The sequence below is a fragment of the Synechococcus sp. MU1643 genome (assembly GCF_020514095.1).
Classification (GTDB): Bacteria; Cyanobacteriota; Cyanobacteriia; order PCC-6307; family Cyanobiaceae; genus Parasynechococcus.
On sequence record NZ_VTKY01000002.1, the window covers coordinates 116,733 to 142,316 of the forward strand.

Here is a 25,584-nt window from a genome sequence, read left to right on the forward strand (position 1 = left end):
GGATCAGGCCTGAGCCAGAACGGTTGCTTCGTCGTCAGCACTGACCACCCGCCCCTGGTCTTCAAAGCCACTGATCTCATCGAAGTTTAAGTAGCGATAGAGCTCGTCGGAGAGAGGATCGATCTTCGCGGCTGCAATGCTTCGGTATTCGTCTGGGGTGGGGATGCGTCCCAGCTGGGCGCAGACGGCGGCCAGTTCGGCGCTGCCCAGGTACACCTGAGCACCTTTCCCCAGGCGGTTGTTGAAGTTGCGGGTGCTGGTGGAGAACACGGTGGTGTTGTCTTCCACGCGGGCCTGGTTGCCCATGCAAAGGGAGCAACCAGGCATCTCCATGCGGGACCCGGCGGCTTCGAAGGTGGCGTAGTAGCCCTCCTCTTTGAGGGTCTCCTCGTCCATTCGCGTTGGGGGGCAGACCCAGAGGCGCGCCGTGTTCTTGCCAGCGCCTTCCAGCACCTTGGCCGCGGCGCGGTAATGGCCGATGTTGGTCATGCAGGAGCCGATGAACACCTCCTGCACAGTGTCACCAGCCACCTCGCTGAGCAGTTTCACGTTGTCGGGGTCGTTGGGGCAGGCCACCACTGGTTCGGTGAGCTCGTCGAGGTTGATTTCCAGCACTTCCGCGTACTCAGCGTCAGTGTCAGCGCTCATTAGCTGCGGGTTCCCCAGCCAGGCCTCCATCTCCTTGATCCGGCGGGCCAGGGTGCGGGCGTCGCTGTAGCCGCGGGCGATCATGTTTTTAAGCAGCGCCATGTTGCTGCGCAGGTATTCGCTCACCGTGTCTTCGGAGAGCTTGATCGTGCAGCCGGCGCAGGAGCGCTCGGCACTGGCATCGGTGAGTTCGAAGGCTTGTTCCAGCTTTAGGTCGGGCAGACCTTCGATCTCCATGATCCGGCCATTGAACAAGTTTTTCTTGTTGGCCTTTTCAACGGTGAGCAGTCCTCGTTGAATGGCCACCCAAGGGATGGCGTTCACCACATCCCGGAGCGTGACGCCCGGTTGCAGGGATCCGCTGAAGCGCACCAGCACCGATTCCGGCATGTCCAACGGCATGGCACCGATGGCGGCCGCAAAGGCCACAACCCCAGAGCCGCCTGGGAAAGAAATGCCGAGGGGGAAGCGGGTGTGGCTGTCGCCGCCGGTGCCGACGGTGTCAGGCAGAAGCATCCGGTTCAGCCAGCTGTGGATGATGCCGTCACCTGGCCGAAGGGCCACGCCACCGCGCTGGGCGAAGAAGTCGGGCAGTTCGTTCTGGGTTTGCAGATCCACCGGCTTCGGATAGGCAGCGGTGTGGCAGAAGCTCTGCATCACCAGGTCGGAGGAGAAGCCCAGGCAGGCCAGTTCCTTCATTTCGTCCCGCGTCATCGGGCCGGTGGTGTCCTGGGAGCCGACGGTGGTCATCAGCGGTTCGCAGCTGGTTCCGGGTCGGACGCCCGCGAGACCGCAGGCCTTGCCAACCATCTTTTGCGCCAGGGTGAAGCCCTTACCGGTGTCTGCCGGGGCTGAGGGGCGGATGAACAGATCCGAAGGGGTGATGCCAAGCTTGGCCCGCACCTTGTCGGTCAGGGCGCGACCGATCATCAGGGGGATGCGACCGCCGGCCCGCACCTCGTCGCTGATCGTGGTGGGTTTCAGGTCGAACCTACTCACCACGCTGCCGTCCCGTTCGATTGTGCCGGCGTGGGGGCGAATGGTGATCACATCACCGGTGTTCAGTTCGGTGACATCGCATTCGATCGGCAGGGCACCGGAGTCTTCAGCGGTGTTGAAAAAGATCGGGGCGATCTTGCCGCCAAGAATCACGCCGCCCGCCCGTTTGTTGGGCACATGGGGGATGTCATTGCCGGTGTGCCAGAGCACTGAATTGATGGCGCTCTTGCGCGAGCTGCCGGTGCCCACCACGTCGCCGACGTAGGCCACGGGATGGCCTTTTCCTTTTAAAATCGCGATGGTCTTCAGGCCTTCTGGATCCCGGGTCTCGAGCATCGCCAGGGCATGGATGGGGATGTCCGGCCGGGTGGTGGCGTGGGTGGCCGGTGACAGATCGTCCGTGTTGGTTTCGCCTTCGACCTTGAACACCGACACGGTGATGCTTTCGGCTAGTTCAGGTTTGGAGGTGAACCACTCGGCAGCGGCCCAGCTGTCCACCACTTGCTTGGCAAAGCGGTTGTCCACTGCCAGATCCATTACTTCGTTGAATGCGTCGTAGACGAGCAGCGTTCGGCTGAGTCCCTCAGCAGCACAGCCAGCCAGCGCAGCGTCGGAGTTCTTCAGCAGCTCGATCAGGGCGGCGACGTTGTATCCACCCACCATCGTTCCCAGCAGGCGGGTGGCTTCCAGTGGTGATATCAGGGGGCTCTTGGCGTCTCCCTGAGCCACGGCGCTGAGCCAGGTGGCCTTCACGTAAGCGGCTTCATCCACACCCGGGGGGATCCGTTCGCTGAGCAGGTGCAGCAGGAATTCCTCCTCGCCTGCGGGAGGGTTTTGCAGCAGTTCCGTCAGTCCCTGGGTCTGCTCGGCGTTGAGCGGAAGAGCGGGAACGCCCTGGGCTTCCCGGGCGGTGGCCAGCTCGCGGTAAGCGCTCAGCATTGAGATCTCTGTGCAGGGATTACCACCATTCTTCCGGACCGTGTCTGTTGCCAGTGAGCGGGGTGCGTAGCCTTGGTCGGAGTCTCGCGTCCAGCCATGGCCACCACCTCCGATTTGCATGTGGTGGAGACACGTCCCTTGGTGGCCCCTGCTGTGTTGCATCAGGAGTTGCCCATGGACGCCTCGGCGCTCGAGACCGTTGCATCAGCCCGCCAGCGCATTCAAGAGATCCTCAGTGGCCGTGATCAGCGCTTGCTGGTGGTGGTGGGTCCCTGCTCCGTGCATGACGTCAAAGCTGCCCAGGAGTATGCCCAGCGCCTGGCTCCGATCCGCGAGCGATTGAAGGATCAGCTCGAGGTGGTGATGCGGGTGTATTTCGAGAAGCCACGCACCACGGTCGGCTGGAAGGGGTTGATTAACGATCCTCACCTCGATAACTCCTACGACATCAATACCGGTCTGCGGCGGGCTCGGGGATTGTTGTTGGATCTCTCCCGTGAGGGGATGCCTGCTGCAACGGAACTGCTCGATCCTGTGGTTCCGCAGTACATCGCCGATTTGATCAGCTGGACTGCAATCGGCGCCAGGACGACGGAAAGTCAGACCCACCGTGAAATGGCCTCAGGGCTGTCGATGCCGATTGGCTACAAGAACAGCACCAATGGCAGCGCCACCATCGCGATCAATGCCATGCAGGCGGCAGCGAAGCCGCATCACTTTCTCGGCATCAATCGCGAGGGTCATGCCTCGATCGTCAGCACCACGGGCAATCCCTATGGCCACCTCGTGCTGCGTGGCGGCAGCCAAGGCAGCAACTACCACTTGGAGGCTGTGGAGCAGTCCGCAGCCGAGTTGAGAAAAGCCGGTCTGCAGGATCGTCTGATGGTGGATTGCAGCCATGCCAACAGCAACAAAGACTTCCGCCGACAGGCGGACGTCCTGGCCAGCGTTGCCGAGCAGTTGCGAGGTGGCTCCGACCACGTGATGGGCGTGATGATTGAGAGCCATCTGGTGGAAGGCAACCAGAAACTGAACGCCGACCTGACGCAGCTGACCTATGGCCAGAGCGTCACTGATGCCTGCATCAGCCTCGAGACCACCGAAGCTTTGTTGGATAATCTGGCCGCGGCCGTGGCCAGTCGCAAACAGAAGGTCACCGCCTGAGCATCAACGCCTTGGCTCAGACCACCAGTTGACTCCACAGCACTCCAACGCTGAGGGGAACGCTGAGGTTGTCGAGACCGCCCCAGCTGAGCTGTTCCAGCCCGGTTGCGATGGCGACCATGCCAAGGGTTGCCGGAAGGGAAAGGTCAGCCCCCGACCATCGCGCCAGGCCGATCAGCACCAGGCTTGAGACAACGGCCATGGTCATCGTGCCGACACTTGATTTGGTCTGACCAAAAAGAACCCATTTCGGGGACTCGACGTTGCGGCCGATCAACCCTGCAAGGCCATCCCCTAGGGCCATCACGAGAACCCCAGCGGACACAGCATCGGCTCGGGTTGGCCAGAACAAAAGAAGCAGCATTGCGATCGCGATGCTGTAGGCAATGGTGCCGTAGCTGTTGCGATCAATATCTTCAACGGCGGGGATAAAGCGCCATTGGTGGTTCAACGCCGTCACAAGGGTGATGACTGCCGCGACAGGCAGGGCAACGACGAAGGGAATTTGAAAGAACCAGGCCAAAGGAACCACGGCTCCGGTTCCGATGTGCACAATCTTTCGGCTCAGTTCCCTTTGGTTCGGCCGAAGCCGACGACACAACACAGCGCCTGCTGTCACCATCGCCATCCAGATCAGGATGGCGATGGGTCCGGTGAAGGAAAGCAAGTTGCTTAGGCGGCTTGTTGGTGGTTGGTCATCGCGCGCAATTTGAGAATCGCTTTGGCCTCGAGCTGTCGAACGCGCTCACGGGACACATTGATCTGACGACCGATTTCCGCAAGGGTTAGAGGCTCTTCACCGCCGAGACCGAACCGCAACTTCAGAATCTTCTGCTCGCGCTCGTTCAACTGCGACAGCCAGCCTCCCAGATGTTCCTTCTGGATGCTGCGATCCATCCCTTCCATCGGCTCTTCACCGTTGGGATCCGGGATCAATTCGCCCAGGGTGCTGCGATCTTCCTCGCCACGGGCATGGGCATCGAGTGATGCACAAGGTGCGCTTTGGGAGATCAGATCCTCCAGTTCCCGGGGTTCGATTCCCATGGCACTCGCCAATTCCAGCCGATTCGGTTGACGGCCGAAACGGTGGGACAATTCCCGGGAGATGCGACGCATCTTGGAGAGCTTTTCGCTGATGTGGATAGGCAGGCGAATGGTACGGGCGCTGTTGTCGATGGCCCGTGTCATGCCTTGGCGAATCCACCAGTAGGCATAGGTGGAAAATTTGTAGCCCATGGCGGGGTCGAACTTGTCGACCGCTCGTTCCAGGCCGATGGCACCTTCCTGAACCAGATCGAGCAGCTCTAGACCCTGGTTCTGGTATTTCTTTGCCACGCTCACCACGAGGCGTAGGTTGGCGGCCATCATCCTGTCGCGGGCTCGTTTGCCCATGCGGATCTTGTGGCGATGCCGGGAGGTCAACTCCTCTTCCGGTAACTCCTGAAGTTGCTTCATTGCTTGCACATGATGTGCAAGCTCGATTTCTTCAGCTGCCGTCAGCAAGGGGATGCGTCCGATGCTGCTCAGATAAAAACCAATGGAGTCGGTGGCAAGCCGCCCTCCTTGTCGAGTTGATGGTCGACGTCCGGTGGACGGCAACGCAGGTTCTTTCCGAGACGACTTTTTTGTCGTGCCGGAAAACTCCAGAGGGATCCCCATCACCCTGGTCTCCTGAATGAATTTGGGCTGAACTTAGCACCAAGCAACAGTGTTGACTGTTTCGAATCGAAAGAATTTCAGGAGTTGAATCTTTGGGCTTCTAAAACAACTGATTTGGCTGTGATCGTGGCTACTTCAAGTTTGTTTTTGAAGCAATGTTGTGTATCGAACGTCACAGGCGTACTCACTTCTCAAAACCAAAAGAATCACAAGGATTGGATGCCATTGATCCATTCCTTGGTCAATTGAATCTGGGAATTGCGTTCTGAGGCGTCGTTTTCGGGTTTGCGCTGTACAAATGTGCCGTCGCTCTGCATGTCCCAGGCAGCCTGGTTGTCATTCAAGTACAGCTGCAGTAGGTGTTCCAGTTTCTGGCGATGCTCGGGGTGTTCGATCGGTGTGACCGCTTCAATGCGGCGGTCGAGGTTGCGGCTCATCCAGTCGGCACTGCCGATGTACACCTCCGGTGAGCCACCGTTGGCGAACGAAAAGATTCTCGAGTGTTCCAGAAACGGGCCGATGATGCTTATCACCCGAATGTTTTCACTCAGCCCTTCCCGGCTGGGATAGAGGCTGCACATGCCACGAATGATCAACTCGATCGTTACTCCGGCTTGGGACGCTTCATAAAGAAGCGCAATGATCGTTGGATCCACCAGGGAATTCATTTTGGCTCGGATCACGCCCTCTCGGCCCTGCTGAGTATGTTCAATTTCGCGGCGAATCAACAGCTCCATGCCTTTCCGCAGGGTGACGGGGGCCACGAGCAGGCGACGAAAACTCTGCTGTTTGGAAAAACCGGTGAGGTAATTGAACAGTTCCACTAGGTCTTGCCCCAGTTCCTGGTTGGCGGTGAGTAGGCCCAGGTCGGTGTAGAGCTTGGAGGTTTTGGAGTTGTAGTTGCCCGTGCCGATGTGTATATAGCTCTGAAGCTTTTCCTTCTCCTTGCGTACCACCAGAACAATCTTGGTGTGGGTTTTCAGCCCCAGCACTCCGTAGACCACATGCACTCCGGACTGCTCCAGGTGCCGGGCCCATTGGATGTTGTTGTCTTCGTCAAATCGTGCTTTCAATTCCACTAGTGCCATCACCTGCTTGCCGTTTTCGGCGGCACGGATCAGTGCAGCGATGATCGGCGAGTCTTTGGAGGTGCGGTACAGCGTCATCTTGATGCCCATCACCTGGGGATCGTCTGCCGCCTGGTTGATGAACTCTTCGACAGTTGTCGAGAAGAGGTCATAGGGATGGTGCAGAAGGATGTCCTGACGGCGAATCACCGAGAAGATCGATTTGAACTCATCCGGTTTGATCGCTCCCTCGTCCAGCAAGTGCTGCTGACTGCGGGCAAGCAGCGATGGTGTCTGGCCTCCGTGGGTTCGACCTTTGAGTTTCGGCAGCGGTAGTGCGGTCAGGCTGAGCAGGTCGTCCAGGCCCAGCGGGCCATCGATCACATAGAGGTCTTCCTCTTCAACGCTGAGTCCTGTCATCAGCATCTCCACCACGTCCCGAGGCATCTCGTTGGGCACCTCGAGGCGCACCACCTCACCGCCCATCCGCCGCTTTCGCAGTCCCTGTTCCAGGGCCAGCATCAGGTCATCGGCTTCCAGATCCCTCAGTTCCAGATCCGCATCCCGCGTCACGCGGAAGAAGTAGTGCCCCTCGATCGTCATGCCAGGGAACAGCTCCTTCAGGTTGAAGGCGATCACCTGCTCGAGCGCGATGGCGGTGTGAACGGGGTTGTGCTCTTGGCCGCTCAGGTTCAAGGGGATCGCGATGAAGCGAGGAAGATTTTTCTGGGGAACTTTGACCCGTGCAAATTGCCGTTGTCCCGTTTCCGGATCAACAACCACGGCGGCAACGTTCAGGCTCAGGTTGCTAACGAAGGGGAACGGATGGGCCGGGTCCACTGCCAGGGGTGTGAGCACTGGAAACACCGACGTCTGAAAGGTGTTGTCAACCCACTGGCGTTGGTCGTCGTTGAGCTGTTTGTAATCCAGCAGCTCAACTCTCTGTTCCAGCAGCTTCGGTCTCAGGTGCTGTCGGTAATGCACCTGTTGCTCTCGCAGCAGGGGGATCAGTCGCTCTCGGATCGCCAGCAGTTGCTCCAAGGGTGACTTCCCGTCCTCACTTGGTTTGCTGACGCCCGCCTCCACCTGAGACTTCAGTGACGCCACGCGAACCATGAAGAATTCGTCGAGGTTGTTGCTGAAGATGGCGCTGAATTTGGCTTGATCGAGCAGAGGTGTGCGCGGATCCAGGGCCTGAGCCAGCACCCTCTCGTTGAAGGCAATCCAGCTCAGCTCCCGGTTGATGTAGTGCTCCGGAGCTAAGGCTGCTGCGCACATGGGCTGAACGGCTGCGCTGGTGTCTTTAGCTGAAACGTAGCAATTAGGACTGGCTTGGTTGTGTGTCGGCGATGTCTGGCAGAGGGCTGCCTGCAACTAGGCCGATCACGATTACCAGCACGGTTGCTGCAGCAGCAAAGGGGCTCACTGGACCCAGAAGGTCGTAGCTCAATCCCGCCAGGGGGGGACCGAGAAAACTGCCCAAACTCTGCAGGGCCTGAAGGCTGCCGAGGGCGCTGCCTTGCCCCTCCCGACCCAGGCGGCGCGACACCAGGCTGCGCAGGCTTGGTGTGACCAAGCCGGTGCCCAGGGCCAGGATGCCGACGGCGGTGAAGATTGCGCCGGCCCGATCGGATGCACCGACGCTGGGGATTAGCAGGCATCCAATGATCACTAGGCCCAGGCCCAGTAAGGTCAGCCGCCATTCACCAAACCGTTTCACCAGGGGCCCGATCAGCCCTCCTTGAACCACGGTGGCGACGACTCCTACGACAAGGAACGCTGTGGTGGCCAATTCAGGGCCCCAGCCGAAGCGCTGCTTGAAATAGAGCACCAGGATGGCTGTGAAGCCGTTGAAGGCCAGAAAGAACAGGAAAAAAGCTCCGCACAGTCGCCCCACGCTGGGGTTCATCAGCACCTGGCTGAGTCGTGCAAACGGATTTAGATCGCGTTTTCTGGGCAGGCTTTTGCGCGAGTCCTGAGGATGGGTTTCCGGCAGCAGATTGAGCACCACCAAGAGGTTGAGAGCAGCAAAGCCTGTGGCCACCCAAACGGGAAGGGACACCGCCACCTGGGCCAGTTGCCCGCCAACGAAGGGCCCAAGGATGAACCCAAAGCCAAAGGCAACGCCAATCAAGCCGAAGGCCCGGGCCCGCTTGTCGGGAGGAGTGATGTCCGCCAGCACCGCGCTGGCCGTCGCTGCCGTACCCCCACTGATGCCGTCAATGATCCGAGCTGCGAATAGCAGCAACAGGGGCAGCAGACTTTGGCTGGGCCAAGGCAGTGAAACCGTCACGGCAAATAGGCCGAGTCCCAAGACGGATCCTGCGACGCAGATGCTGATCACGGGGCGGCGGCCGTAGCGATCACTGAGCGCCCCGATCAACGGGGTGACCAGGAACTGAGCGAGGGCATAGCTTCCCGCCAACAGACCCAGGGTTCGTCCGTCTGGGGCGAACTGGGCGAGGAGAAATGGCAACAGCGGAAAAACAATGCTTTCGCTGAGCCGGTCGTTAAGCAGCGTGAGAAATGCGCTGAGCAGTGTGGGAATCCGAGGACGCTGCAAGCTTGCTGCCACGCAGGAGAGACTCACATTCCCACAGGCGGCTGCCATGGCTTTGCGTCCGATCGCTCTGGAGGATCAACCGCTGTTGCGGGAGATCTATGCCGATGCGATCGAATCGCAGGCTCCCCTTCTTTATTCAGAGGAACAAGTCAGGGCCTGGGCGGCGCTGGCCTGGTTGCCCGGCGTGCTCGACGCAAGTTTTCGGGAGGGCTCGGGATGGCTCACCACTGATGGTTCGGCCTTTGCGATCCGCCATCCCGAAGACCGCCTGTCGCTGCTCTACTGCCGTGGTTGTGCCTCGAGGCGCGGGCATGGCAATGCGCTTTTGGATCGGATTGAGGCGGATGCGCTGGGGTCCGGCGTCCGGCACCTGCGAACGGAGGCCAGCCAGTTCAGCCGACCGTTGCTGGAGCGACGCGGCTGGTGTGTGGAAGTGCCGGAGACGATCCTGATTGGAGGCGTTCCGTTCGAGCGTTATCGGATGGTCAAGCTGCTCCGCCAAGTGCAGAGTTGATCGAGCATGGCTTGGGCTTGGCCCGTTTGCAGAGCAGACGCTGCCCGTTGAATGCCCTGTTCTAGGGATTCACTGCAGCCGGAGAACCACAGATAGGCGCCGGCGTTCCAGCGCACAGCGTCACAAAGAGGGCCTTTGTGCTGCATGGCGTTTCGCGCCTGATCGGCCCAGGTGTGGTCGTCGGCCCATTCCACATCGGCGGCGTGACAGCCATGGTCACGGGGGTGCAGGATCAATCGTTCGGCGTTGCCGTTCCGCACCCGGGCCGTGATGCAGGCCCTGCCGATGGGCAGGTCGGTTCCTCCTTCCAACCCCTTCACGGTGAGGACATCGGTTTCGTCGGCTTGCCTAAGGGCTTCCCAGGCGCGGGCTTCTGTTGGTGGGTGGACAAAGCCACTCACGAGAAGGTGGTCGCCTTGGTGGGGTGTCCACAGCAGTTCCAAGCTGGCAACCGGGGGACGCTTGCCCAGCTCCTCGCGGTAGCCGATCAGGGTTTCCGCGATAGGGAAGTGGTCCGGTTGGTGGATCAGGGCGAAGCCGTTCTGCTGGAACCCGTCTGCAACGGCGCTGATCGGCAGGCCTGTGAGGTCGAGATTGAGAAGACGGAACAGATCAACAGCGGTGACGCCGTATTTGATCGGCATCCGGTCACCGCCCTGCAGAACCACAGGCTGACCACAGGCCAGCAGCACCAGCGCGGTGAGCGGGTAAATAGGCGCTGTGCGCGTGCGCCCGTCATAGGGCATGCCGAAACAGAGCGGTGTTCGACTGCCAGCGGTGGATTGCAGCACCGGTCCGTGGGTTCGGTAGGTGTCGAGCATCCCCGTCAGTTCTTGGGGTTCGGGCCGTCGGATGCGATGGGCAATCAGGAAGGCGCCGATCTGTGCGGGCGTCGCTTCGCCCTGCAGCATCAGCTCCATGGCATCAGCCGCTTCCTCTCGACTCATGCCTTTGCTGGTGTGTTCACCGCTTCCCACCTTGCGCAGGTGCTGCTTGAAGCGGTCGCGGCCGGAGAGAACTTCGCTCGTCAAAGGTCCGGCCTCAAGCTGTGGTCAGTCTTCAGGAGCGACTGACCCGGCAGGGGTAGCAATTGCTACGAAAGTTCAGGGCCTGCTCAACCGTGATAGCCCTTCGAAGCTGCCATGACGTGGATGCTGGGGGTGGTGGCGTCCTTCAGCGTAATAGAGCCGCTCCAGAATCAGTTGGGGAGCGGTTGTTGGTTGAAGAAATTGCTCCTGAAGCAGGGTTGCCATGGATTGGAAAAATTGGCTCATTTCAACTTTCCTCTTTAAAGCTAATTTCACTCGCAGTATGGGCTTGTTGGCTGTGCTTGTTGCTTCAAAACAGGCTGTTGTTTTGTAGTTAATGCTTCATTGTTAGGTCAGCGTTTGCGCAACAGTTCCATTGCTGCTGAGACGTTCCAGCTTGGAACGCTGTTTTTGAAGCGGCAATAACAACTTTCTCTTCAATCATGACTGTTACTGCTGCCTTGATGGCTGCCAAGAAAGCAAAAGGCATGAGTTTTGCCGATCTTGAGTCGGCGATGGGCCTTGATGAGGTCTGGATTGCTTCCTTGTTCTACGGACAAGCCACGGCCTCCAAGGAAGAGGCTGAAAAGTTGGCTGAGCTGCTCTCCCTTGATTCGGCCATCACCGCTGCTTTGCAGGAGTTCCCAACTAAGGGAAGCCTCGATCCGGTGATCCCCACTGATCCCCTGATCTATCGCTTTTACGAGATCATGCAGGTCTATGGAATGCCCCTGAAAGATGTTATTCAGGAACATTTTGGTGACGGCATCATGAGCGCGATCGACTTCACGCTTGATGTTGACAAAGTGGAGGATCCCAAAGGTGATCGCGTCAAAATCACCATGTGCGGCAAGTTCCTGCCTTATAAAAAGTGGTGAACAGCCAGTTGTCTTGATTGAAGACATCAAGGCCCCGCAACAGCGGGGCTTTTTTATTGGCGGAATTGTTGGCGTAGTTGGGTGCTGGCCATTTTGCGTCGACTGTCGTCATTCAGGTCCTGGCTCAGTTCCACTAAACAGTGCTGACTGGCAGGTGTAGCGATGCAACCGAGCGCGCGGAAAGCGGCCTCGGCAACAGGCAGGGAACCGTGGCGACACAGGTCTGCCAGTTTTTCGCTGATTAACACGCCATCACGGCGTTGCAGAACTCGAATCGCGGCCATAACGACTGGATCTCGAAAATCATTCAAAACCTCTTGGCAGAACTGCAGCAGTTCGCGGTCGTCGAGGCAGTGGGACCGGAAGCTGAGCAGTTGAAGTCCGGCAAGTCGGTGCAGTTGGCCCGGGTGATGCAGGCAATTCACCACCACGGACTGCGGAACTTCGGCGCCCCAGCAAGCCAGAGCTTGCACCACCATCAGGTTGGCGTCCTCGTCGTCCGAGGTTTGCTCGAGTTGAGCCAACAACCAATCGCGGGCTTCGCTCTGGTGGCACAGCCCTGCAGCCATGACTAAATCGGGCAGAACCCCATGGCTGGCGAGGAGTTCTTGGATCACGGGCCAGCCGCACTCGGCCTGCATCCCCAGTTTTTCGCAGAGGGCTCGCCGCAGATCAATAGAAAGGCTGGGGGAGTAGACCTCCCCCAGCCAAGCGGGCTCCAAAGGAGCGCGTCGTGATCGAGCGAGCCTTTCCCAGAGAACGGCTTCGTCGTTCATGGATGGATCAGCGGGCACCCAGTTCAGCAGCGAGCTCACGCTCCAGTTTTTCATCGTGCTCGGTGGGAAGCACGTTCTCCATCCGAGTGCGATGGGTGCTGTAGAAGAGCATGCCGATGAACACCATGCCGCCTACGATGTTGCCGAGGGTGACTGGTAGGAAGTTCCAGAAGATCACCTTGGTGAAGGGGACGCCTGAACCGAGAATCGGGCCTGCGGTGTGCAGGAACTGATTCACAACAATGTGCTCCATGCCCATCGATTGGAAGGCGGTGATCGGAAGCCAGCAGGCCAGGATCTTGCCGGGAACGCTCTTGCTCACCAGAGCCATGGTCACGCCCAGGCAAACCAACCAGTTGGCCACCAGTCCACGCAGGAAGGCGAGGAAGAAGCCCATGCTTCCCAGGGCCTCGTACTTCTTCTCAACGTTGATTTGATTGAGGGCCATGATCTTCTGAGCCACGGCATCCCAGATCGGTGGGCCGACGTTGTCAGCAGCGCCGTCCATGGTGCCGCTGGTGAGGCTGATGGCCATGATCACGGCCACAACAGCGGTGCCGATCCAGTTGCCGATCCACACCCAAACCCAGTTGCGGAAGGTGGCACCCCAGGTACTTTTGCCAGCCCAGGTGGCCATCGGTAGCAGGGCGAAGTTGCCGGTCACCAGCTCCATGCCGAACAGCACGATGCTGGCGAAGCCGAAGGGGAAGAGCAGCGAACCCACGAAGGGGGCTTTCACGGTGATGCCCACGGTGAGGGCCAGGATCACGGCCAGGCCAAGGATGGCTCCGGAGTAAAAGCCACGGATCAGCAGGTTTTTAACGCTGACCGTTGATTTTTTGCCGCCGGCGGCAATCATGCCGTCGACAAGCTCATTGGGTAGGACGTAGTCCATCGGATGAGATTGAGAGTTGGACAAAGGTTTTGATTTCAGCCGCTGATGCGGTTCATCAGGCGGGAGAAGAGATCAGGGCTGCCGCCCTGACGGTTGATGGCGGCTCCATCGCGACCACTGGCGCTGAGCCAGTTGACGAAACGAGAGAACACGTCGTTACGGTTGGCCATGACGGTGAGGGGGAGTGATCGATGCGGGGAGCCGTGACTTCAAAAGGAAGCGTCACGGTGACCGCAGCGATCAGGCCTTGGGGGTGGCCCCGAACTTGTCGATCAGCACCTCTTTGAGAGCGGCCTTGATCTCATCGGCGGGGATGGCCTTGCGGTGGATTTCACCGACCGTTGGGTTGGCGCCTTGGGATCCGCCAAGGGTCATCACGTATCCCTCACCCATCACGCCTTCGCTGTTCTTGGCCTTGGTGCCGGTGAGGCCGATGGCACCCATGTAGGCCTGGCCACAGGTGTTGGGGCAGCCGGTCCAGTGGATCTTCAGCTCCTCAGGAAGATTGAGCTCCTGGTCAAGTTCCTTAGCTGCTTCAAGCGCTTGGTCCTTGGTGTTGGTGAGACCAAAGCCGCAGTAGGTGTTGCCTGTGCAGGACACGGTGCCAGCGGCAATGGTCCCTGGCTCCAGCGGGAAGCGCTGCACCAGGGCGTCGGCCTTCAGGGCCTCGAGCTTCTCGTTGGGAAGTCCCAAGAGGATCACGTTCTGATCTTCCGTAAGACGCACCTCGCCATTGCCGTAGTTGAGGCTGGCGGTCGCGAAATCCTGCAGATCCTTGGCGGTCAGGCGACCAACAGGGATATGCAAACCGGCAAAGGAGAGGCCTTCTTGCTTCTGAGGGTGTATGCCGTAGTGGGAGCGGGGAGTGGTGTTGAACACGGACCCGGGATCGGGAGTCAACGGACCGAAGAGTTCTTCCACCTGGCTGCGGAACACGTCGTGGCCCACCTGATCCAGGTAGAGGCGGAAGCGGCCTTTGGGGCGCTTGTCGCGCTCACCGTTGTCCCGCCAGAGCCGGATCACGGCGTCGGTCATCTTGCAGATTTCGTTTGGCTTCACCCAGGCGTCCAGAGGAACGGCATAGGCATTCATCTGCGATGACAAAACACCGCCGATCCAAACACCAAAACCCATCACCCCATCCCGTTCCACGGGGTGGAAAACAATGTCGTTGTGGAGCAGGAAGTTGTCCTTCGCACCAGCAACGGCGGTGTTCCACTTGCGGGGCAGATTGGAATACTCCGGGTTGCCCTGGCAGTTGTTGGTGAGGAAGTTCTGCAGCTCGGTGGTGTAAGGCCGCGTGTCGACGATCTCGTTGGGATCGATGCCGGCGATGGGGTTGCCGGTGACATTGCGGGGATTGTCGAAGCCGGATTGGATCGTGCTCAGACCGGCTTCCTTCAGACGCTTGAGGATTTCCGGCAGGTCGCCCAGCAGCACACCGCGCAATTGAAGGTTCTGACGGGTGGTGATGTCGCAGCTGCCGTTGTCGCCATAGCGCTCAACGATGGAGCCAACCACCCGCAGCTGATCGGCCGTCAGCACGCCATTGGGCACCCGTAGCCGGAGCATGAATTTGCCTGGCGTTTTCGGACGCCAGAACATTCCGTACCACTTCAAACGCAACTGAAGGTCGGTTTCATCCACCTGCTCCCAGCCGAGTTCAGCGAATTTTTCGATTTCGCTGCCGACCAACAGGCCATCTTTGGCCGCCTTGTTTTGCTCGATCTTGTTGAGCTTCTTGCCATCCAGGTAAGGCCTAGAGGGAGAGCTAAGGGTCATAAGTCGATTAACGAGTGGGCGGATTGATTGCTCAAAGACGAGGCGCGAATCAATCGAGATGGCCCGAAGACCGGCAACGCTTCAAAACGAAGGGGAGCGTTGGGTTGATTGAATAAACACCGCGAAGGCAGCCTTGGTCCGTAACAAAGGGAACACTTTTGGTGTTGATCACTTCCAGGGCTTTGTTCTCTTAGATTTGTAAAACCGGCTACATCTGACGGTTCCCGCGAGGCCGTAAAAGGCAACCTGATTCGTCCTCAGTATTGGCGTCCGATTTCGCCAACCATGCGCACTGCTCCGGCCCGGAGCATCTGCCAAACCCGCCTCATCGCAGCGAAGTCTCGGTCGAGCTCGGAGGGTCCGGTGGGGCGGTCGAAGCTTCGGTCGTACCGGTCGTACCGGGCCTCCCTGGGCTCGTATCCCCCGCTGTACCGGTCGTCCCGGTTGTTGTACCGGTCGTACCGCTCAATGCGTCCCTCCCGAGGCTCCCGGTAGGAGCGGCTGTCCAATGGGGCACGATCAAAACTACGGCGGGGTGCCATGACTCATCCAACGTTCACAACGAACCGATGACATCAGCCAGTGCGGTCATCGATCCGTGGCCATTGCTACGGAATGACGCTTCCGATGCAGGGCGGCATGGGCTGCATCTGGTGGTGCATGGCCGCAGTGGCGGTGTTGTGCCTGACTGTTTGGCCTCCCTGCCTGATCTCCTGGCTCAGCGGCGCTCGGCGCCCGTTCAATTGGAGGTGCTGACGGCTGAACAGCCTGTGTCGCCGCTTCCCCAACCCTCTTGGCTTGTTCCGTTGCTGCTGTTGCCTGGGGCGCATGCCCGAACTGACGTGCCGGCGATTCGGAACAGGCTTCGCGGGGCTGGGGCCAATGTGCGTTTGCTGCCCTTTCTGGGCTCTTGGATCACCTGGTGGAACGCTGTGCTTTTAGTCCTTCCGGCGTCTGATCGCGCTGATGCCGTGCTGGTGCACCATCCCCTTCGCCCGGGGGTGGCGGATCGCTTCCTCGCGATGCTCGCGTCTCGCCTGGCCTTGCCGTTGGTTGCCTTTGATGCCTGGCCCGAGTTCCAGCGGCGCCATTCCCGTGCCCGACCACTCCCGTTGACTCTCGCCCCCAACCGCATGACGGAGGCGTTAAGCGAAGCTGGAGGATTGCCTCCTTTGCTGGAGCATCCCCCCACCCGCCAGGCCCTGATCGATCTGCTTGCTTCTCTGCCGTGACCACTGCTGAACAAACCGGAACCGTTTATCTGGTGGGAGCGGGTCCCGGCGATCCCGAGTTGCTCACGCTGAAGGCGCATCGGCTGCTGAGCCAGTGCGATGCCCTGGTGTATGACTCGCTGGTGCCTAAAGAGGTGCTGGATCTTGTGCCGGCGTCCTGCGAACGCCGTTTTGTTGGCAAGCGTCGCGGACACCATTCGGTGCCACAACCAAGCACCAATGCCGTGCTCGTTGAAATGGCTCAGAAGCACAGCACGGTGGTGCGCTTGAAGGGGGGTGATCCCTTTCTCTTCGGCCGTGGAGGAGAAGAAGCGGCTTACTTGGCGGAGCGCAAAATTCCTGTTCAGGTGGTGCCTGGTGTCACCGCTGGCATTGCCGCCCCTGCCTACGCCGGAATTCCCGTCACCCATCGGCGGGCGGGGTCATCGGTGACTTTTGTCACCGGTCACGAGGAAATCGACAAGCGCCGTCCTTCAGTGGATTGGCGCGCCTTGGCCGCGGCCAGTGATGGCTTGGTGATCTACATGGGGCTCCACAACCTGCCCCGGATCGCGGGGGAGCTGATGGCGGGTGGTTTGGCTACGACAACCCCCGTCGCGGTGATCCAGCAGGGCACGGTGGCGGGGCAACGCTGCCTCAAAGCCACCTTGGTTGACGTTGCTGATCAATGCAGAGCCGAAGCCTTCAAGTCACCCTCAATTGTTGTGGTAGGTGAGGTGATTGATCAGCAGGTTGAGGCCTGCATGCCCACCCCGGCAGCGGTCACGATGCCGATTCCGTTCTGAACGGCTCCGCCCTATTCCTTCAAGCGAGCCCGGAGCTGGGCCAGGTTGCAAGGTCGGGTGTCGGCATCGAGCTGAGCCCGGATGAGCCGGTTCCAAGCCGTGGTCACCGCATCAAGAGACCCAGGCAGCACAAACACAAACGTGCCGTTGGCCACGCCGGCAAGGCAGCGGCTTTGCAGGGTGCTGGTGCCAATGCTCTCGAAGGAGAGCACACGGAACAGTTCCCCGAATCCTTCGATTGTTTTGTCCAGCAGCGGTGCCACTGCTTCGGGGGTTCCATCGCGGCCGGTGAGACCGGTGCCTCCGCTGGTGATCACCACATCAACCGCAGGATCGGCGATCCAGCGGCTCAGTTCACGGCGGATTTGATAGCGATCATCCGCGCAGAGTTGTCGCTCGTGAAGCCGATGGTCGGCGGCTTCAAGGCTGCGCTGCAGCTGATCTCCGCTGCTGTCGTCCGCCAAACTGCGAGTGTCGGAGATGGTGAGCAGGGCGATGGACAGGCCCATGGCACAGCGGCGGAGCCCCTGGACGCTAGAACCGCTCCAGCTGCCATGGATGTGGTGCTGAAGGTGCTGCTGTTCGCTTCCCTGCGCGAACGCGCCGGTTGGTCCGAACGTTCCCTTCCGTTCACGCCAGGGGTCTCGACGGCCCGTGAGGTCTGGAACCAGTTGGAGCTTGGCCCGCTCGAGGGCATCAGCATTGCGGTGAACCAGGAGTTGGTTGGTGCTAATCAGCCGTTGCAGGCCGGAGATGAACTGGCCTTTCTTCCACCGTTCACAGGGGGTTAAAGCGTGACCGGTTGCCGTGTCGAGGTCTGCCCAGATCCCTTTGATCCTTGGCAGCAGCTTGCGCTCTGGAGTGGGAATGCTGCCGCTGCGGCGATTTTTATTGGTCGGGTGCGCCCCACCACGATGGACGGCCGGCCTCTGGAGGTGCTGGAGCTGGAGCACTTCCCCGGTCTTTGCGAACGTCAGATCACGGCCATGGCACAGCGTCTGCAGCAGGAGCACCAGGCCGGGCCGATTTTGGTGCTGCATCGGGTGGGGAAGCTCACCCCCGGTGAGCCGATCGTGCTTGTGGCGGTGCAGGCCGATCGTCGTGGGTCGGCGCAGTGCTGCTCGGCCGCGTTGTTGGAGCAACTCAAGTACCAGGCTCCGTTTTGGAAGCGGGAGTGGTGCGCTGGTCAGGGCACCTGGCTGGCGGCGAACACACCGCTCTGATCAAGGCTCGGGTGCTGAAGTTGGTAGCCCAACTGTTTGAGCCGGGTGTTGCGAATCCGCCGGCCCCCTGAACCCGATCCGTCCTGCCCAAGCCAGCGCACGGGGGCCAGGCCCTGGCGCTGCAGGCTGCGCCCCACGAGATCCCGCAGCCGAATCGGCTCATCGTTGACCACATTCACTACACCGGCCCATTCAGCATCGAGAGCTGCTTCCAGGGCGCCGGCGGCATCCGCCACATGCAGCCAGTTGCTGTAGGTCGCTCCGCTGCCAGGGCGTTCCAGCCCGGCGAGCCCGCGCAGGCGTCGATCAAGATCGCGGCCAGGGCCGTACAGCGCCCCAAGGCGCAGGATGCACACCCGACGGTCGCTGATGCCTTTGAGCAGTTGTTCGCCTTCCAGCAGAACATCGCCATGGCCCCGGCTTGGCTCGGGTGGCGTTTGCTCATCCACCCAGTCACCCTCGGTATCGCCGTACACCGAGCAACTGCCGGTGTAATTGATCTGCCGCAGTTCCGGCAGTTGTGGCAACAGCGACGTCAGGCAGCGGAAGCTGTCGACGAAGGTGTGGCGATAGCCGTTGGCATCCACCTGGCGATCTCCCTTGGGCCCGAGGCAGAACACGGCGCTGCTGCTTTGTCGCAGGGCGTCCAACAACTGGGTGGGGTCAGTGGCATCGCAGATCTGCACCCGATCGGCCAGGGGGCTGAGTTGCTCCAGCCGTTCGCTGCTGGTGGTGGTCAGCGTCAGCCTCAGCTGGGGCCGTCTTGCTTGCAGCCGCTCCGCCAGGGCGAGCCCCACATACCCGCAGCCAACGATTGTCAGGTCCATGGCGGGGATGGCTGTTGGCGCGACCCTAAGGAGATCGACCGTTTCATGCCGTCACTGACATGACCGATCAATGGACCCTCAACCGCCGAAATTTCGCCGGTCATTGGCAGGGATGTGGCCATTGGTTTGAGCGGGAAGGTAGCGGTTGGCTGGATCTCCAGCGTCCGACCCGTCGGATCGACCCCACCACCTACGCGATTTCCTTTTCCGATGACGACCACGGGGTGTGGGATGGCTCGGGACTGGCCTTTGCACCCGGTGGCCAGGCCACCTATCCCATCAGTCGGGCCACCTACAACGCTGGTGGAGGCTGCTGGCAGTTTCCTGGGGCAGGAGGTCAGTCCAGCCTGGGTCTTGATCCCGATCGTCCCCGCTTTGGCCATGAGATCAACTTGTTCTGTGGTCGTTCCCGCTCGATGCTGTTGCTGCTCTGGGAACCACTTGATGGCGGCTGGCGTTTGCAGCGTGTTGGAGCGGTGGGTTTCCGTTGCTTGAACAGCACCGATTCCGAACCCGACCGTCCCGCATGCGGGACACCCGAGGCCCTGCTGGCGCCGGTGCAGGGATGGAGCGGTGAGCGGCAGATGCTCAGGCCGCAAGCGGGGGTGAACGGCCAGGCTGAGGACGCCGCTCCGCTGGTGTTCGATCCAAGCCAGCTGTTGCACAACGAATGCTCAGCCGTGATGTCTGACGGCTTGGTGTTCTCGGTGCCAAGCGAGATTCCCCAGCAGCCCTTCAGCCTCGAGATCGGTGGCCGTCTCGGTGTTGCGTTGTTTCAGCAGATCAGCATCCATTTCGATGCATCGGGCCAGCTCATGGCCTGGGAGCGCCGACGCTTTCGGCCTGATCTGGCTTAGAAAATCCGCTGACGAATCAGCTGGGCCCAGAGACGCGTGCCGCTCTCCAGCGGGCCGGCTTTCGCTGGCAGTTCCAACAGCAGATCGGCGTGTTGCAGCGAACCGATCCGGGATGAGGCCTGTGAGCCATCCACCCGTGCCAGCAGCGTTCCTGCGGTGTTGGTCTCGAGGCGGGCCCGGGCCAGTTCCGGTCGTCCCGGTCGGCGAGACAACGGGTCGGCAAGTTCCACCATTACTCGGGGGAACAGCTCCGGTTCGCTCTGGCCCTCCAGGACCTGCAGGGCGGGCCAGAGCAGTTGCAGGGCAGTGACCGCTGCCGCCACGGGATTGCCCGGAAGTCCGAAAAATGGCACGCCCTTACCGATGCTGCCGAAGGCGAAGGGGCGACCTGGGCGCAGGAATAGTTTCCAGAAGTTCACTGCACCCAGCTCCGCCACCAGCGGTCGGATCCAATCGGTGTCGCCGGCGGAGACGCCGCCGGTGCTCACAACTACATCGCAGTTTTTGGCCAGATCAAGGAGGGCCTGCCGCAGAGCGTCGGGTTGATCGGCCACCACCCGTCGCTGGGTCGCCGACTGCCCGAGGGCCCGGAGCATCGTCTCCAGAAGCGTGCCGTTGCTTTCCCAGATGGCACCGGGGTGCCGTGCTGTTCCCGGTGGCACCAGCTCGTCACCGCTGATTAGCAGCCCGATGCGGGGTTGCTGAGCAACGGTTATGTCGGCGATGCCGCAGCCAGCGAGGCGCGCGAGATCGGCGGCACCCAGGCGCTGGCCAGCAGCCAGTAGCAGGTCTCCTGGTCGGCATTCTTCATCCTCGGGGCGAATCCAGGGACGGTCCGATGCCTCTTTTGTCAGTTGGAGGCTGGTGCCGTCCACGCTGATGAGCTCTTGGGGCAGCACCCAGCCGGCACCGTCCGGCAGTGGAGCGCCTGTGAGGATGCGGATCGCATTGCCGTTGTCCAGGGTCCCGTTGAAGGGTTGGCCGGCGGCGGAGCGTCCCTTCAGTTGCCAAGTCTCCCCAAGCTTGGGCTGGTGGCTTTGCCCCAGGGCGTAGCCGTCCATGATCGAGGCCCGAAACCCTGGAACGGCCGCGCTGGCCAATACATCCGCTGCACTCACCCTGGCGAGGGCCTGCTCCAGCGGAACCGTGCTCTGTGCGGTGATCGGCTGAAGCGCCGCCAGCACCCGTTGACGTGCCTCCTCCAGAGGTAGCCCTTCGCGTCCGTAGGGCTCAGCGTTTCCAGACACCGTTCCGCCCTCCTTCTTTGAAGTCCAGCTGGATCGCCTCGATCGTCATGGCTGGATCGACCGCCTTGAGCATGTCGTAAAGGGTCAGCAGTCCCACGGACACCGCCGTCATCGCTTCCATTTCCACTCCGGTTTGGCCTGCGGTGCGGCAACGGCAGTGGACGACCAGGCCAGGGAGTGATGCGTCGGCGTCGATCGACACATCCATGCCACTGAGTGGCAGGGGATGGCACAGGGGAATCAGCTCCCAGGTGCGCTTGGCCGCCTGGATCGCTGCCACTCGGGCTACCGCCAGAAGATCTCCTTTTGGAGTCTCGCCCCGTTGGATCAGGCCGAGGGTTGAGGCTTCCATGCGTATGGCCCCACGGGCATGGGCTTCGCGGTTCGTGGCTGGACGGTCACCCACGTCCACCATGTGAACCTCGCCTTGCTGGTTCAGATGACTCAGGTTTTGCGTCATTCGATCAAGGTGACAACACCGCTGTTGAGTTGAAAACAACCCACCACCAGTTTCAGCGCACCACTGGCTTTGGCGTCGGCCAGAACGGTGCTGCGTTGAATCAAGGTGGAGGCGCTGGCGAGGGCATTGCGTTTCACGGCTTCCTCGAGATTGCTGCTGCCGTTGATGTTCTTCCGGATGGGTTGGATCAGCCGGTCTAGGGAAGGGGTCAGTGGATTGGCGTCCATCGCCGCCGTCACGGCTCCGCAGCCGCTGTGTCCCATCACCATCAGCAGAGGCGTTTTGAGAACGCTGACGCCATACTCCACCGACGCCATCGCTTCGTCAAAGGCACTGTTGCCGGCATTGCGGATCACGAACAGCTCGCCAGGGGTGGTGTCGAACACCCAGTTCGGCGACACCCGTGAATCAGAGCATGTGAGCACGGTGGCCCAGGGATGTTGACTGGTGGCCAAAGCCCTGGGGGAGTTGAAGCAGCGCGGGTCGGGATCCGCCGTTCGGAGCTTTGTTTCCTCGTTTTGCTCGGCTCGGCGCCAGGCCTCGGCAAACCGGCGGTTCCCTGCCATCAGGGCCTGGAGTGGATCATGCGGGACGCAGAACCCTTCCTCTGCTGCCTCAACCGGGCGCGCTTGCATCAGGGCGGTTAAGGCCAGACCGCCCGTTTGCTGGAGGAAGTGGCGGCGCTGAATCACCATGCCACCACCTTATTTAGGCCGTGCGATCAGCGCTGGCCGAAGGGTGCCCAGAGGGTGGCTTCGGAACCCACAACAGGTTCCACAGCGGGCTGGATGGCAGCAGCAGGTTGGGCCGTTGCGCCTGTGTTGGCACTGGCGATGTCGCGCTCGGCCAAGGGAGCCCAGAGAGCGGCAGGCCCGGCGATCACCGGTTCCACTCCAGTGGCGCCGGCCTGAACGAAGGCCGTCTGGCTGCGCACCAGCTGCACGGCGAGAGAACCAACGATGAAGGCACCCAGGAAACCGGCGGCCAGGGTGATGGGGCTGCGGCCGGAAGCGGACGAGATGCTGCTAGTCACGGCAGAAACTCTTTAAACAGAGCTTCAGTATGGAAAGAATTGGTGTGAACGACTACTAAATGGGCTGAATTGTGTAGCGGAATTAATAGTTTCTATGGGATCAAAGCCCTGCATGGGTTGTTGTTGTAGTGCTTCAGCCGTGACCCATCCGTGGGACATTCCCAGCAACATTCCAAGGGAGAGAGCGAAGCGCACGAGCCGAGATTTGTATCGGAGTAAACATCTCTGTTTTCGTGTGCTTCCGTTGTCATCATTGACACCGATCAAGGCTTTGGTTGATGTCCAGCCGTTGTGATTCCGCCAGCCATTGCTTTGCCTTTGAACAGGACTTCATCGGCAATTGGCGCTGCATTCCCCTGTGTGTGCGACGCAAATTGGATCTGTGTGGGGTGAAGTTAAAGCTCAACCACTGGCTTGAACTTTCCCAGGAGCAACGTCAAGCCTTGGTGGATTGGTCGGATGCGGCCGATGCTCTCGAGCAGCTTCGCCAACACCTGCGCGATTGCACGCGCCCTATGGCCGATGGAATGGCCAAGGATCTGCCACCAGTGAGCGGTGCCCCCTGGCAACAGCAGGCGCAGATGCCTGCTGTGGTGCAGCAGGCGGCCACAGTGCGGGGTGTGGTGCTGACTCTTGAGCAATGGATCCAGCTCAGTGAGCTGGATCGCTTTGCGTTGTGCAAGTTGGCCCGGCCGGGGCACGACCACCACAACCTTGAGGCAGCCTTCAGCGAAGTGCTGGTGTGAGCAGCCGGCGCAGAGCCTCCAACCTTCCTTTCTGCTGTTCAACGGGCTTCACCACCGAGACGGCGGGGGCCACGATCACCGCGCAGGCCTTGAGTTCAGGCTGCTTCGACACCGGGCAGGCTTCGTCATGCATCAGGGTGTTTGCTTCGCAGGCCTTCTCCTGGGTGAATCCCCAGTGCATGGGCAGGAAGACCGATCCACGCCGAATGCGATCGGTGACTTTCACCGTGGCGGTGAGGTGGCCGCGGCGTGAGCTAATCGCTGCCAGTTCACCATTGCGCAGTTGCAACTCCTGAGCGTCACCGGGGTGAATTTCCAGCAGCGGCTCGGGATGCTGTTTCATCAGCCGTTCCACCTTGCCGGTGCGGGTCATCGTGTGCCATTGGCCCAGGTAGCGGCCCACCGTCAGCACCAGCGGATAGGTCTCGCAGGGGGGTTCCGCCAGTCCCAGCGGTTGATCGGTGCTGAAGCGGGCGCGTTTGTTAGGCGTGGCGAAGTGATGGTTTTCGTAGAGGCGTTTGGCTGCTGTGGTGGGGGTGCTGCCGCTGGGATAGGGCCATTGCTGCGGCCCTTCCTCGTCCAGCAATTCATGGCTCAGGCCGCTCACATCGCAAAGCCTGCCTCGGGTGAGAGCCGTGAATTCGGTGTAAACCTCAGCGGCTGAACCGAAGTTGAACTGCTTGCTGTAGCCCAGGCGGCGGCCCACGTCGGCAAACACCTCCCAGTCAGGACGGCTCTCGCCGAAGCGGCGTCGATAGGCCGGGCAGTAGGTCACCCGCCGTTCGGAATTGGTCATGGCGCCGGCTTTTTCGCTCCACTGGGCTGCGGGCAAAAGCAGGTGGGCGTAGTGGGACGTTTCTGAGTCGGCGTAGGCCTCGCTTACCACCACCAGCGGGCACTTCTGCATGGCTGACTTCACCCGGTCGAGATCCGGGAGGCTGACCAGGGGGTTGGTGGCGGCCACCCACCACAGATCCAGCCCCTCCTGTTCCATGGCTTCGATCTGCTGCCAGGCCGCCAATCCGGGCTTGGCGTTGATTCGTCCTGCCGGCAGCTGCCAGGCCTGTTCCACTTTGGCGCGGTGTTCTGCGTTGGCCACCAGGCGGTAGCCCGGCAGCAGGTGGGCCAGGCCTCCGGCCTCGCGTCCGCCCATGGCGTTGGGTTGGCCGGTGAGGGAAAACGGGCCCGATCCTTCCTTGCCGATCTGGCCGGTAAGCAGATGCAGATTGATCAATCCCTGCACCACGGCCGTTCCTTCACGACGTTGGTTCACCCCCATCGACCAAAGGCTGAGCACCTTCTCGCGCCGGTGGAACAGTGCCGCCACTTCCCGCAGGCGTTTTTCGGGGATGTTGCAGAACCGGGCCACCCGTCGGGGTGTCCAGCGGGCGGCGACGTCAAAAAAGGCGTCGTAATTCTCGGTGTGGTCGTCGATGAAAGCCGGGTCCTGGCCGTTTTCTCGCAGCACGAGGTGGGCGATGCCGTGCAACAGGGCTAGGTCGCTGCCCGGTGCAATCGGCAAGTGGATATCGGCGGCTTTAGCGGTGTCGGTGCGGCGTGGATCTACCACCACGATATTCACGCTGCCGGGGTTTTTGCGTTTTCGCTTCAGCAGCCGCTGGAACAGCACCGGATGGCATTCGGCCGTGTTGGTGCCAATCAGAAACGCCACCGTGCAGTGGTCGAGGTCCTCATAGCTGCAGGGGGGACCATCGGAGCCCAGGCTACGGGTGTAGCCCGCCACCGCTGAGCTCATGCACAGCCGCGAGTTGGCGTCGAAATTGTTGGTGCCCAGGGCGCCTTTCAGCAGTTTCTGGGCCAGGTAGTAATCCTCGGTGTGGAACTGACCGGAGCCGTACATGGCAATGCCATCGGCGTTGCCGCGCCGCGCCACGCTCGCCTGGATCTGACCGGTGATTTTGTTGAGGGCGTCGTCCCAGCTGATTGGTGTGAAGTCGTCCTCGAGGGTCTGGCGGAACAGGGGTTGGCGCAGGCGGCCTCGGGCCAGGGTTTCGCCGACGGTGGCCCCCTTGATGCAGACCTGGCCAAGGCTGGAGGGGTGCTCGCGGTCGCCGCGGGCGGTCCACATCGGGTTGCCCTCAGCATCCCGCTTCACGGCCTCACCCTTCACGGCAGGAGGCAAAAGCTCCAGGCCACAACCCACGCCGCAGTAGGGGCACTGGCTGCGCACGCTGCGGGGTGAGTTGGTCATTCAGGAACCAAAAAAAGAACAAAACCCGGAGCCGAAGCTCCGGGTCGTTG

General features: G+C 60.9%; 28 protein-coding genes. 9 read left to right on the forward strand and 19 right to left on the reverse strand.

Translation table 11 applies throughout. The features are described 5' to 3' along the window. Window positions 1-3 precede the first annotated feature (3 nt). On the reverse strand, window positions 4-2,586 hold the full coding sequence (acnB, locus tag FZX09_RS04790; protein WP_226400624.1) for a bifunctional aconitate hydratase 2/2-methylisocitrate dehydratase: 2,583 nt from the start codon (window positions 2,584-2,586) through the stop codon (window positions 4-6). Window positions 2,587-2,682: 96 nt separating this feature from the next. On the opposite strand from acnB, the gene FZX09_RS04795 reads away from it, so the two are divergent. Then, on the forward strand, window positions 2,683-3,750 hold the full coding sequence (locus tag FZX09_RS04795) for a 3-deoxy-7-phosphoheptulonate synthase (protein WP_226400626.1): 1,068 nt from the start codon (window positions 2,683-2,685) through the stop codon (window positions 3,748-3,750). 16 nt (window positions 3,751-3,766) lie between these two features. Here FZX09_RS04795 and FZX09_RS04800 read toward each other — a convergent pair whose 3' ends face one another. The 4 genes from FZX09_RS04800 to FZX09_RS04815 all read right to left on the reverse strand — a co-directional run bounded on the left by FZX09_RS04800 (window position 3,767) and on the right by FZX09_RS04815 (window position 9,087). After that, window positions 3,767-4,417, reverse strand: a complete 651-nt coding sequence (locus FZX09_RS04800) for a diacylglycerol/polyprenol kinase family protein (RefSeq protein WP_226400628.1) — start codon at window positions 4,415-4,417, stop codon at window positions 3,767-3,769. 5 nt (window positions 4,418-4,422) lie between these two features. Then, window positions 4,423-5,409: an RpoD/SigA family RNA polymerase sigma factor gene (locus FZX09_RS04805; RefSeq protein WP_226400629.1), complete on the reverse strand. Its 987-nt coding sequence runs from the start codon at window positions 5,407-5,409 to the stop codon at window positions 4,423-4,425. 206 nt (window positions 5,410-5,615) lie between these two features. Beyond that, window positions 5,616-7,754 (reverse strand): polyphosphate kinase 1, encoded by a 2,139-nt coding sequence (gene ppk1 / locus FZX09_RS04810; RefSeq protein ID WP_226400630.1) that lies wholly within the window; start codon window positions 7,752-7,754, stop codon window positions 5,616-5,618. 43 nt (window positions 7,755-7,797) lie between these two features. Continuing rightward, entirely contained in the window at window positions 7,798-9,087 is a 1,290-nt protein-coding gene (locus FZX09_RS04815; RefSeq protein WP_226400631.1) for an MFS transporter, read from the reverse strand. Between FZX09_RS04815 and FZX09_RS04820 the strand changes: the two genes are divergently transcribed. Continuing rightward, complete coding sequence (locus FZX09_RS04820; protein WP_226400632.1) at window positions 9,086-9,553, forward strand: GNAT family N-acetyltransferase; 468 nt, start codon at window positions 9,086-9,088, stop codon at window positions 9,551-9,553. The two genes, FZX09_RS04815 and FZX09_RS04820, sit on opposite strands and share 2 nt — an antisense overlap. On the opposite strand, the gene FZX09_RS04825 is transcribed toward FZX09_RS04820, so the two are convergent. Both FZX09_RS04825 and FZX09_RS04830 read right to left on the reverse strand, forming a co-directional pair. Beyond that, window positions 9,514-10,584: an anthranilate phosphoribosyltransferase family protein gene (locus tag FZX09_RS04825; protein ID WP_226400633.1), complete on the reverse strand. Its 1,071-nt coding sequence runs from the start codon at window positions 10,582-10,584 to the stop codon at window positions 9,514-9,516. The genes FZX09_RS04820 and FZX09_RS04825 overlap by 40 nt on opposite strands. Window positions 10,585-10,656: 72 nt before the next feature. Then, on the reverse strand, window positions 10,657-10,806 hold the full coding sequence (locus tag FZX09_RS04830; protein WP_370624185.1) for a cyanate hydratase: 150 nt from the start codon (window positions 10,804-10,806) through the stop codon (window positions 10,657-10,659). A 218-nt stretch (window positions 10,807-11,024) separates the two neighbouring features. Between FZX09_RS04830 and cynS the strand changes: the two genes are divergently transcribed. Further along, entirely contained in the window at window positions 11,025-11,459 is a 435-nt protein-coding gene (gene cynS / locus FZX09_RS04835; protein ID WP_226400635.1) for a cyanase, read from the forward strand. A gap of 53 nt (window positions 11,460-11,512) precedes the next feature. On the opposite strand, the gene FZX09_RS04840 is transcribed toward cynS, so the two are convergent. The 5 genes from FZX09_RS04840 to FZX09_RS04860 all read right to left on the reverse strand — a co-directional run bounded on the left by FZX09_RS04840 (window position 11,513) and on the right by FZX09_RS04860 (window position 15,454). Beyond that, window positions 11,513-12,235, reverse strand: a complete 723-nt coding sequence (locus FZX09_RS04840) for a HEAT repeat domain-containing protein (RefSeq protein ID WP_226401094.1) — start codon at window positions 12,233-12,235, stop codon at window positions 11,513-11,515. A 7-nt stretch (window positions 12,236-12,242) separates the two neighbouring features. Further along, on the reverse strand, window positions 12,243-13,130 hold the full coding sequence (locus FZX09_RS04845) for a formate/nitrite transporter family protein (RefSeq protein WP_226401096.1): 888 nt from the start codon (window positions 13,128-13,130) through the stop codon (window positions 12,243-12,245). Between the two features lie 35 nt (window positions 13,131-13,165). Continuing rightward, window positions 13,166-13,300 carry a hypothetical protein gene (locus FZX09_RS04850; protein WP_006851080.1) on the reverse strand — a complete coding sequence of 45 codons (135 nt, stop codon included), beginning with the start codon at window positions 13,298-13,300 and terminating at the stop codon, window positions 13,166-13,168. Window positions 13,301-13,370: 70 nt separating this feature from the next. Further along, entirely contained in the window at window positions 13,371-14,912 is a 1,542-nt protein-coding gene (locus FZX09_RS04855; protein ID WP_226400636.1) for a ferredoxin--nitrite reductase, read from the reverse strand. 257 nt (window positions 14,913-15,169) lie between these two features. Beyond that, complete coding sequence (locus FZX09_RS04860; protein WP_226400637.1) at window positions 15,170-15,454, reverse strand: hypothetical protein; 285 nt, start codon at window positions 15,452-15,454, stop codon at window positions 15,170-15,172. 27 nt (window positions 15,455-15,481) lie between these two features. Here FZX09_RS04860 and FZX09_RS04865 point away from each other — a divergent pair, with 27 nt between their 5' ends. Both FZX09_RS04865 and cobA read left to right on the forward strand, forming a co-directional pair. After that, the gene (locus FZX09_RS04865; protein ID WP_226400638.1) at window positions 15,482-16,144 is read left to right on the forward strand and encodes a DNA mismatch repair protein MutS; all 663 of its coding nucleotides are present in this window, start codon (window positions 15,482-15,484) and stop codon (window positions 16,142-16,144) included. Next, window positions 16,141-16,929 (forward strand): uroporphyrinogen-III C-methyltransferase, encoded by a 789-nt coding sequence (cobA, locus tag FZX09_RS04870; RefSeq protein WP_226400639.1) that lies wholly within the window; start codon window positions 16,141-16,143, stop codon window positions 16,927-16,929. Before FZX09_RS04865 ends, cobA begins: the two co-directional genes overlap by 4 nt. A gap of 11 nt (window positions 16,930-16,940) precedes the next feature. Here cobA and moaB read toward each other — a convergent pair whose 3' ends face one another. Beyond that, entirely contained in the window at window positions 16,941-17,438 is a 498-nt protein-coding gene (gene moaB / locus FZX09_RS04875; protein ID WP_226400640.1) for a molybdenum cofactor biosynthesis protein B, read from the reverse strand. A 45-nt stretch (window positions 17,439-17,483) separates the two neighbouring features. Between moaB and FZX09_RS04880 the strand changes: the two genes are divergently transcribed. Together FZX09_RS04880 and FZX09_RS04885 are read left to right on the forward strand one after the other, a co-directional pair. Then, window positions 17,484-17,720, forward strand: a complete 237-nt coding sequence (locus tag FZX09_RS04880) for a MoaD/ThiS family protein (protein ID WP_226400641.1) — start codon at window positions 17,484-17,486, stop codon at window positions 17,718-17,720. 3 nt (window positions 17,721-17,723) lie between these two features. After that, on the forward strand, window positions 17,724-18,152 hold the full coding sequence (locus FZX09_RS04885) for a molybdenum cofactor biosynthesis protein MoaE (protein ID WP_226400642.1): 429 nt from the start codon (window positions 17,724-17,726) through the stop codon (window positions 18,150-18,152). Here FZX09_RS04885 and FZX09_RS04890 read toward each other — a convergent pair. Continuing rightward, entirely contained in the window at window positions 18,116-18,979 is an 864-nt protein-coding gene (locus FZX09_RS04890; protein WP_226400644.1) for an NAD-dependent epimerase/dehydratase family protein, read from the reverse strand. The genes FZX09_RS04885 and FZX09_RS04890 overlap by 37 nt on opposite strands. 59 nt (window positions 18,980-19,038) lie before the next feature. Between FZX09_RS04890 and FZX09_RS04895 the strand changes: the two genes are divergently transcribed. After that, window positions 19,039-19,836: a hypothetical protein gene (locus tag FZX09_RS04895; protein ID WP_226400646.1), complete on the forward strand. Its 798-nt coding sequence runs from the start codon at window positions 19,039-19,041 to the stop codon at window positions 19,834-19,836. Here the strand turns inward: FZX09_RS04895 and FZX09_RS04900 are convergent. Genes FZX09_RS04900 through FZX09_RS04915 form a run of 4 tightly spaced genes read right to left on the reverse strand, consistent with a single transcriptional unit; the run spans window position 19,833 to window position 22,576 of the window. Continuing rightward, on the reverse strand, window positions 19,833-21,083 hold the full coding sequence (locus FZX09_RS04900; protein ID WP_226400648.1) for a molybdopterin molybdotransferase MoeA: 1,251 nt from the start codon (window positions 21,081-21,083) through the stop codon (window positions 19,833-19,835). The genes FZX09_RS04895 and FZX09_RS04900 overlap by 4 nt on opposite strands. Continuing rightward, window positions 21,067-21,543 carry a cyclic pyranopterin monophosphate synthase MoaC gene (moaC, locus tag FZX09_RS04905; RefSeq protein ID WP_226400650.1) on the reverse strand — a complete coding sequence of 159 codons (477 nt, stop codon included), beginning with the start codon at window positions 21,541-21,543 and terminating at the stop codon, window positions 21,067-21,069. Before moaC ends, FZX09_RS04900 begins: the two co-directional genes overlap by 17 nt. Then, a complete protein-coding gene (locus FZX09_RS04910) occupies window positions 21,540-22,238 on the reverse strand; it encodes a carbonic anhydrase (RefSeq protein ID WP_226400652.1) in 699 nt (232 codons plus the stop codon). Before FZX09_RS04910 ends, moaC begins: the two co-directional genes overlap by 4 nt. Before the next feature lie 26 nt (window positions 22,239-22,264). Then, on the reverse strand, window positions 22,265-22,576 hold the full coding sequence (locus FZX09_RS04915) for a hypothetical protein (RefSeq protein WP_226400654.1): 312 nt from the start codon (window positions 22,574-22,576) through the stop codon (window positions 22,265-22,267). Window positions 22,577-22,854: 278 nt separating this feature from the next. On the opposite strand from FZX09_RS04915, the gene FZX09_RS04920 reads away from it, so the two are divergent. Then, window positions 22,855-23,322 (forward strand): nitrate reductase associated protein, encoded by a 468-nt coding sequence (locus FZX09_RS04920; RefSeq protein WP_226400656.1) that lies wholly within the window; start codon window positions 22,855-22,857, stop codon window positions 23,320-23,322. Here FZX09_RS04920 and FZX09_RS04925 read toward each other — a convergent pair. Further along, the gene (locus FZX09_RS04925) at window positions 23,303-25,534 is read right to left on the reverse strand and encodes a molybdopterin oxidoreductase family protein (RefSeq protein ID WP_226400658.1); all 2,232 of its coding nucleotides are present in this window, start codon (window positions 25,532-25,534) and stop codon (window positions 23,303-23,305) included. The genes FZX09_RS04920 and FZX09_RS04925 overlap by 20 nt on opposite strands. Between the last annotated feature and the right edge of the window lie 50 nt (window positions 25,535-25,584).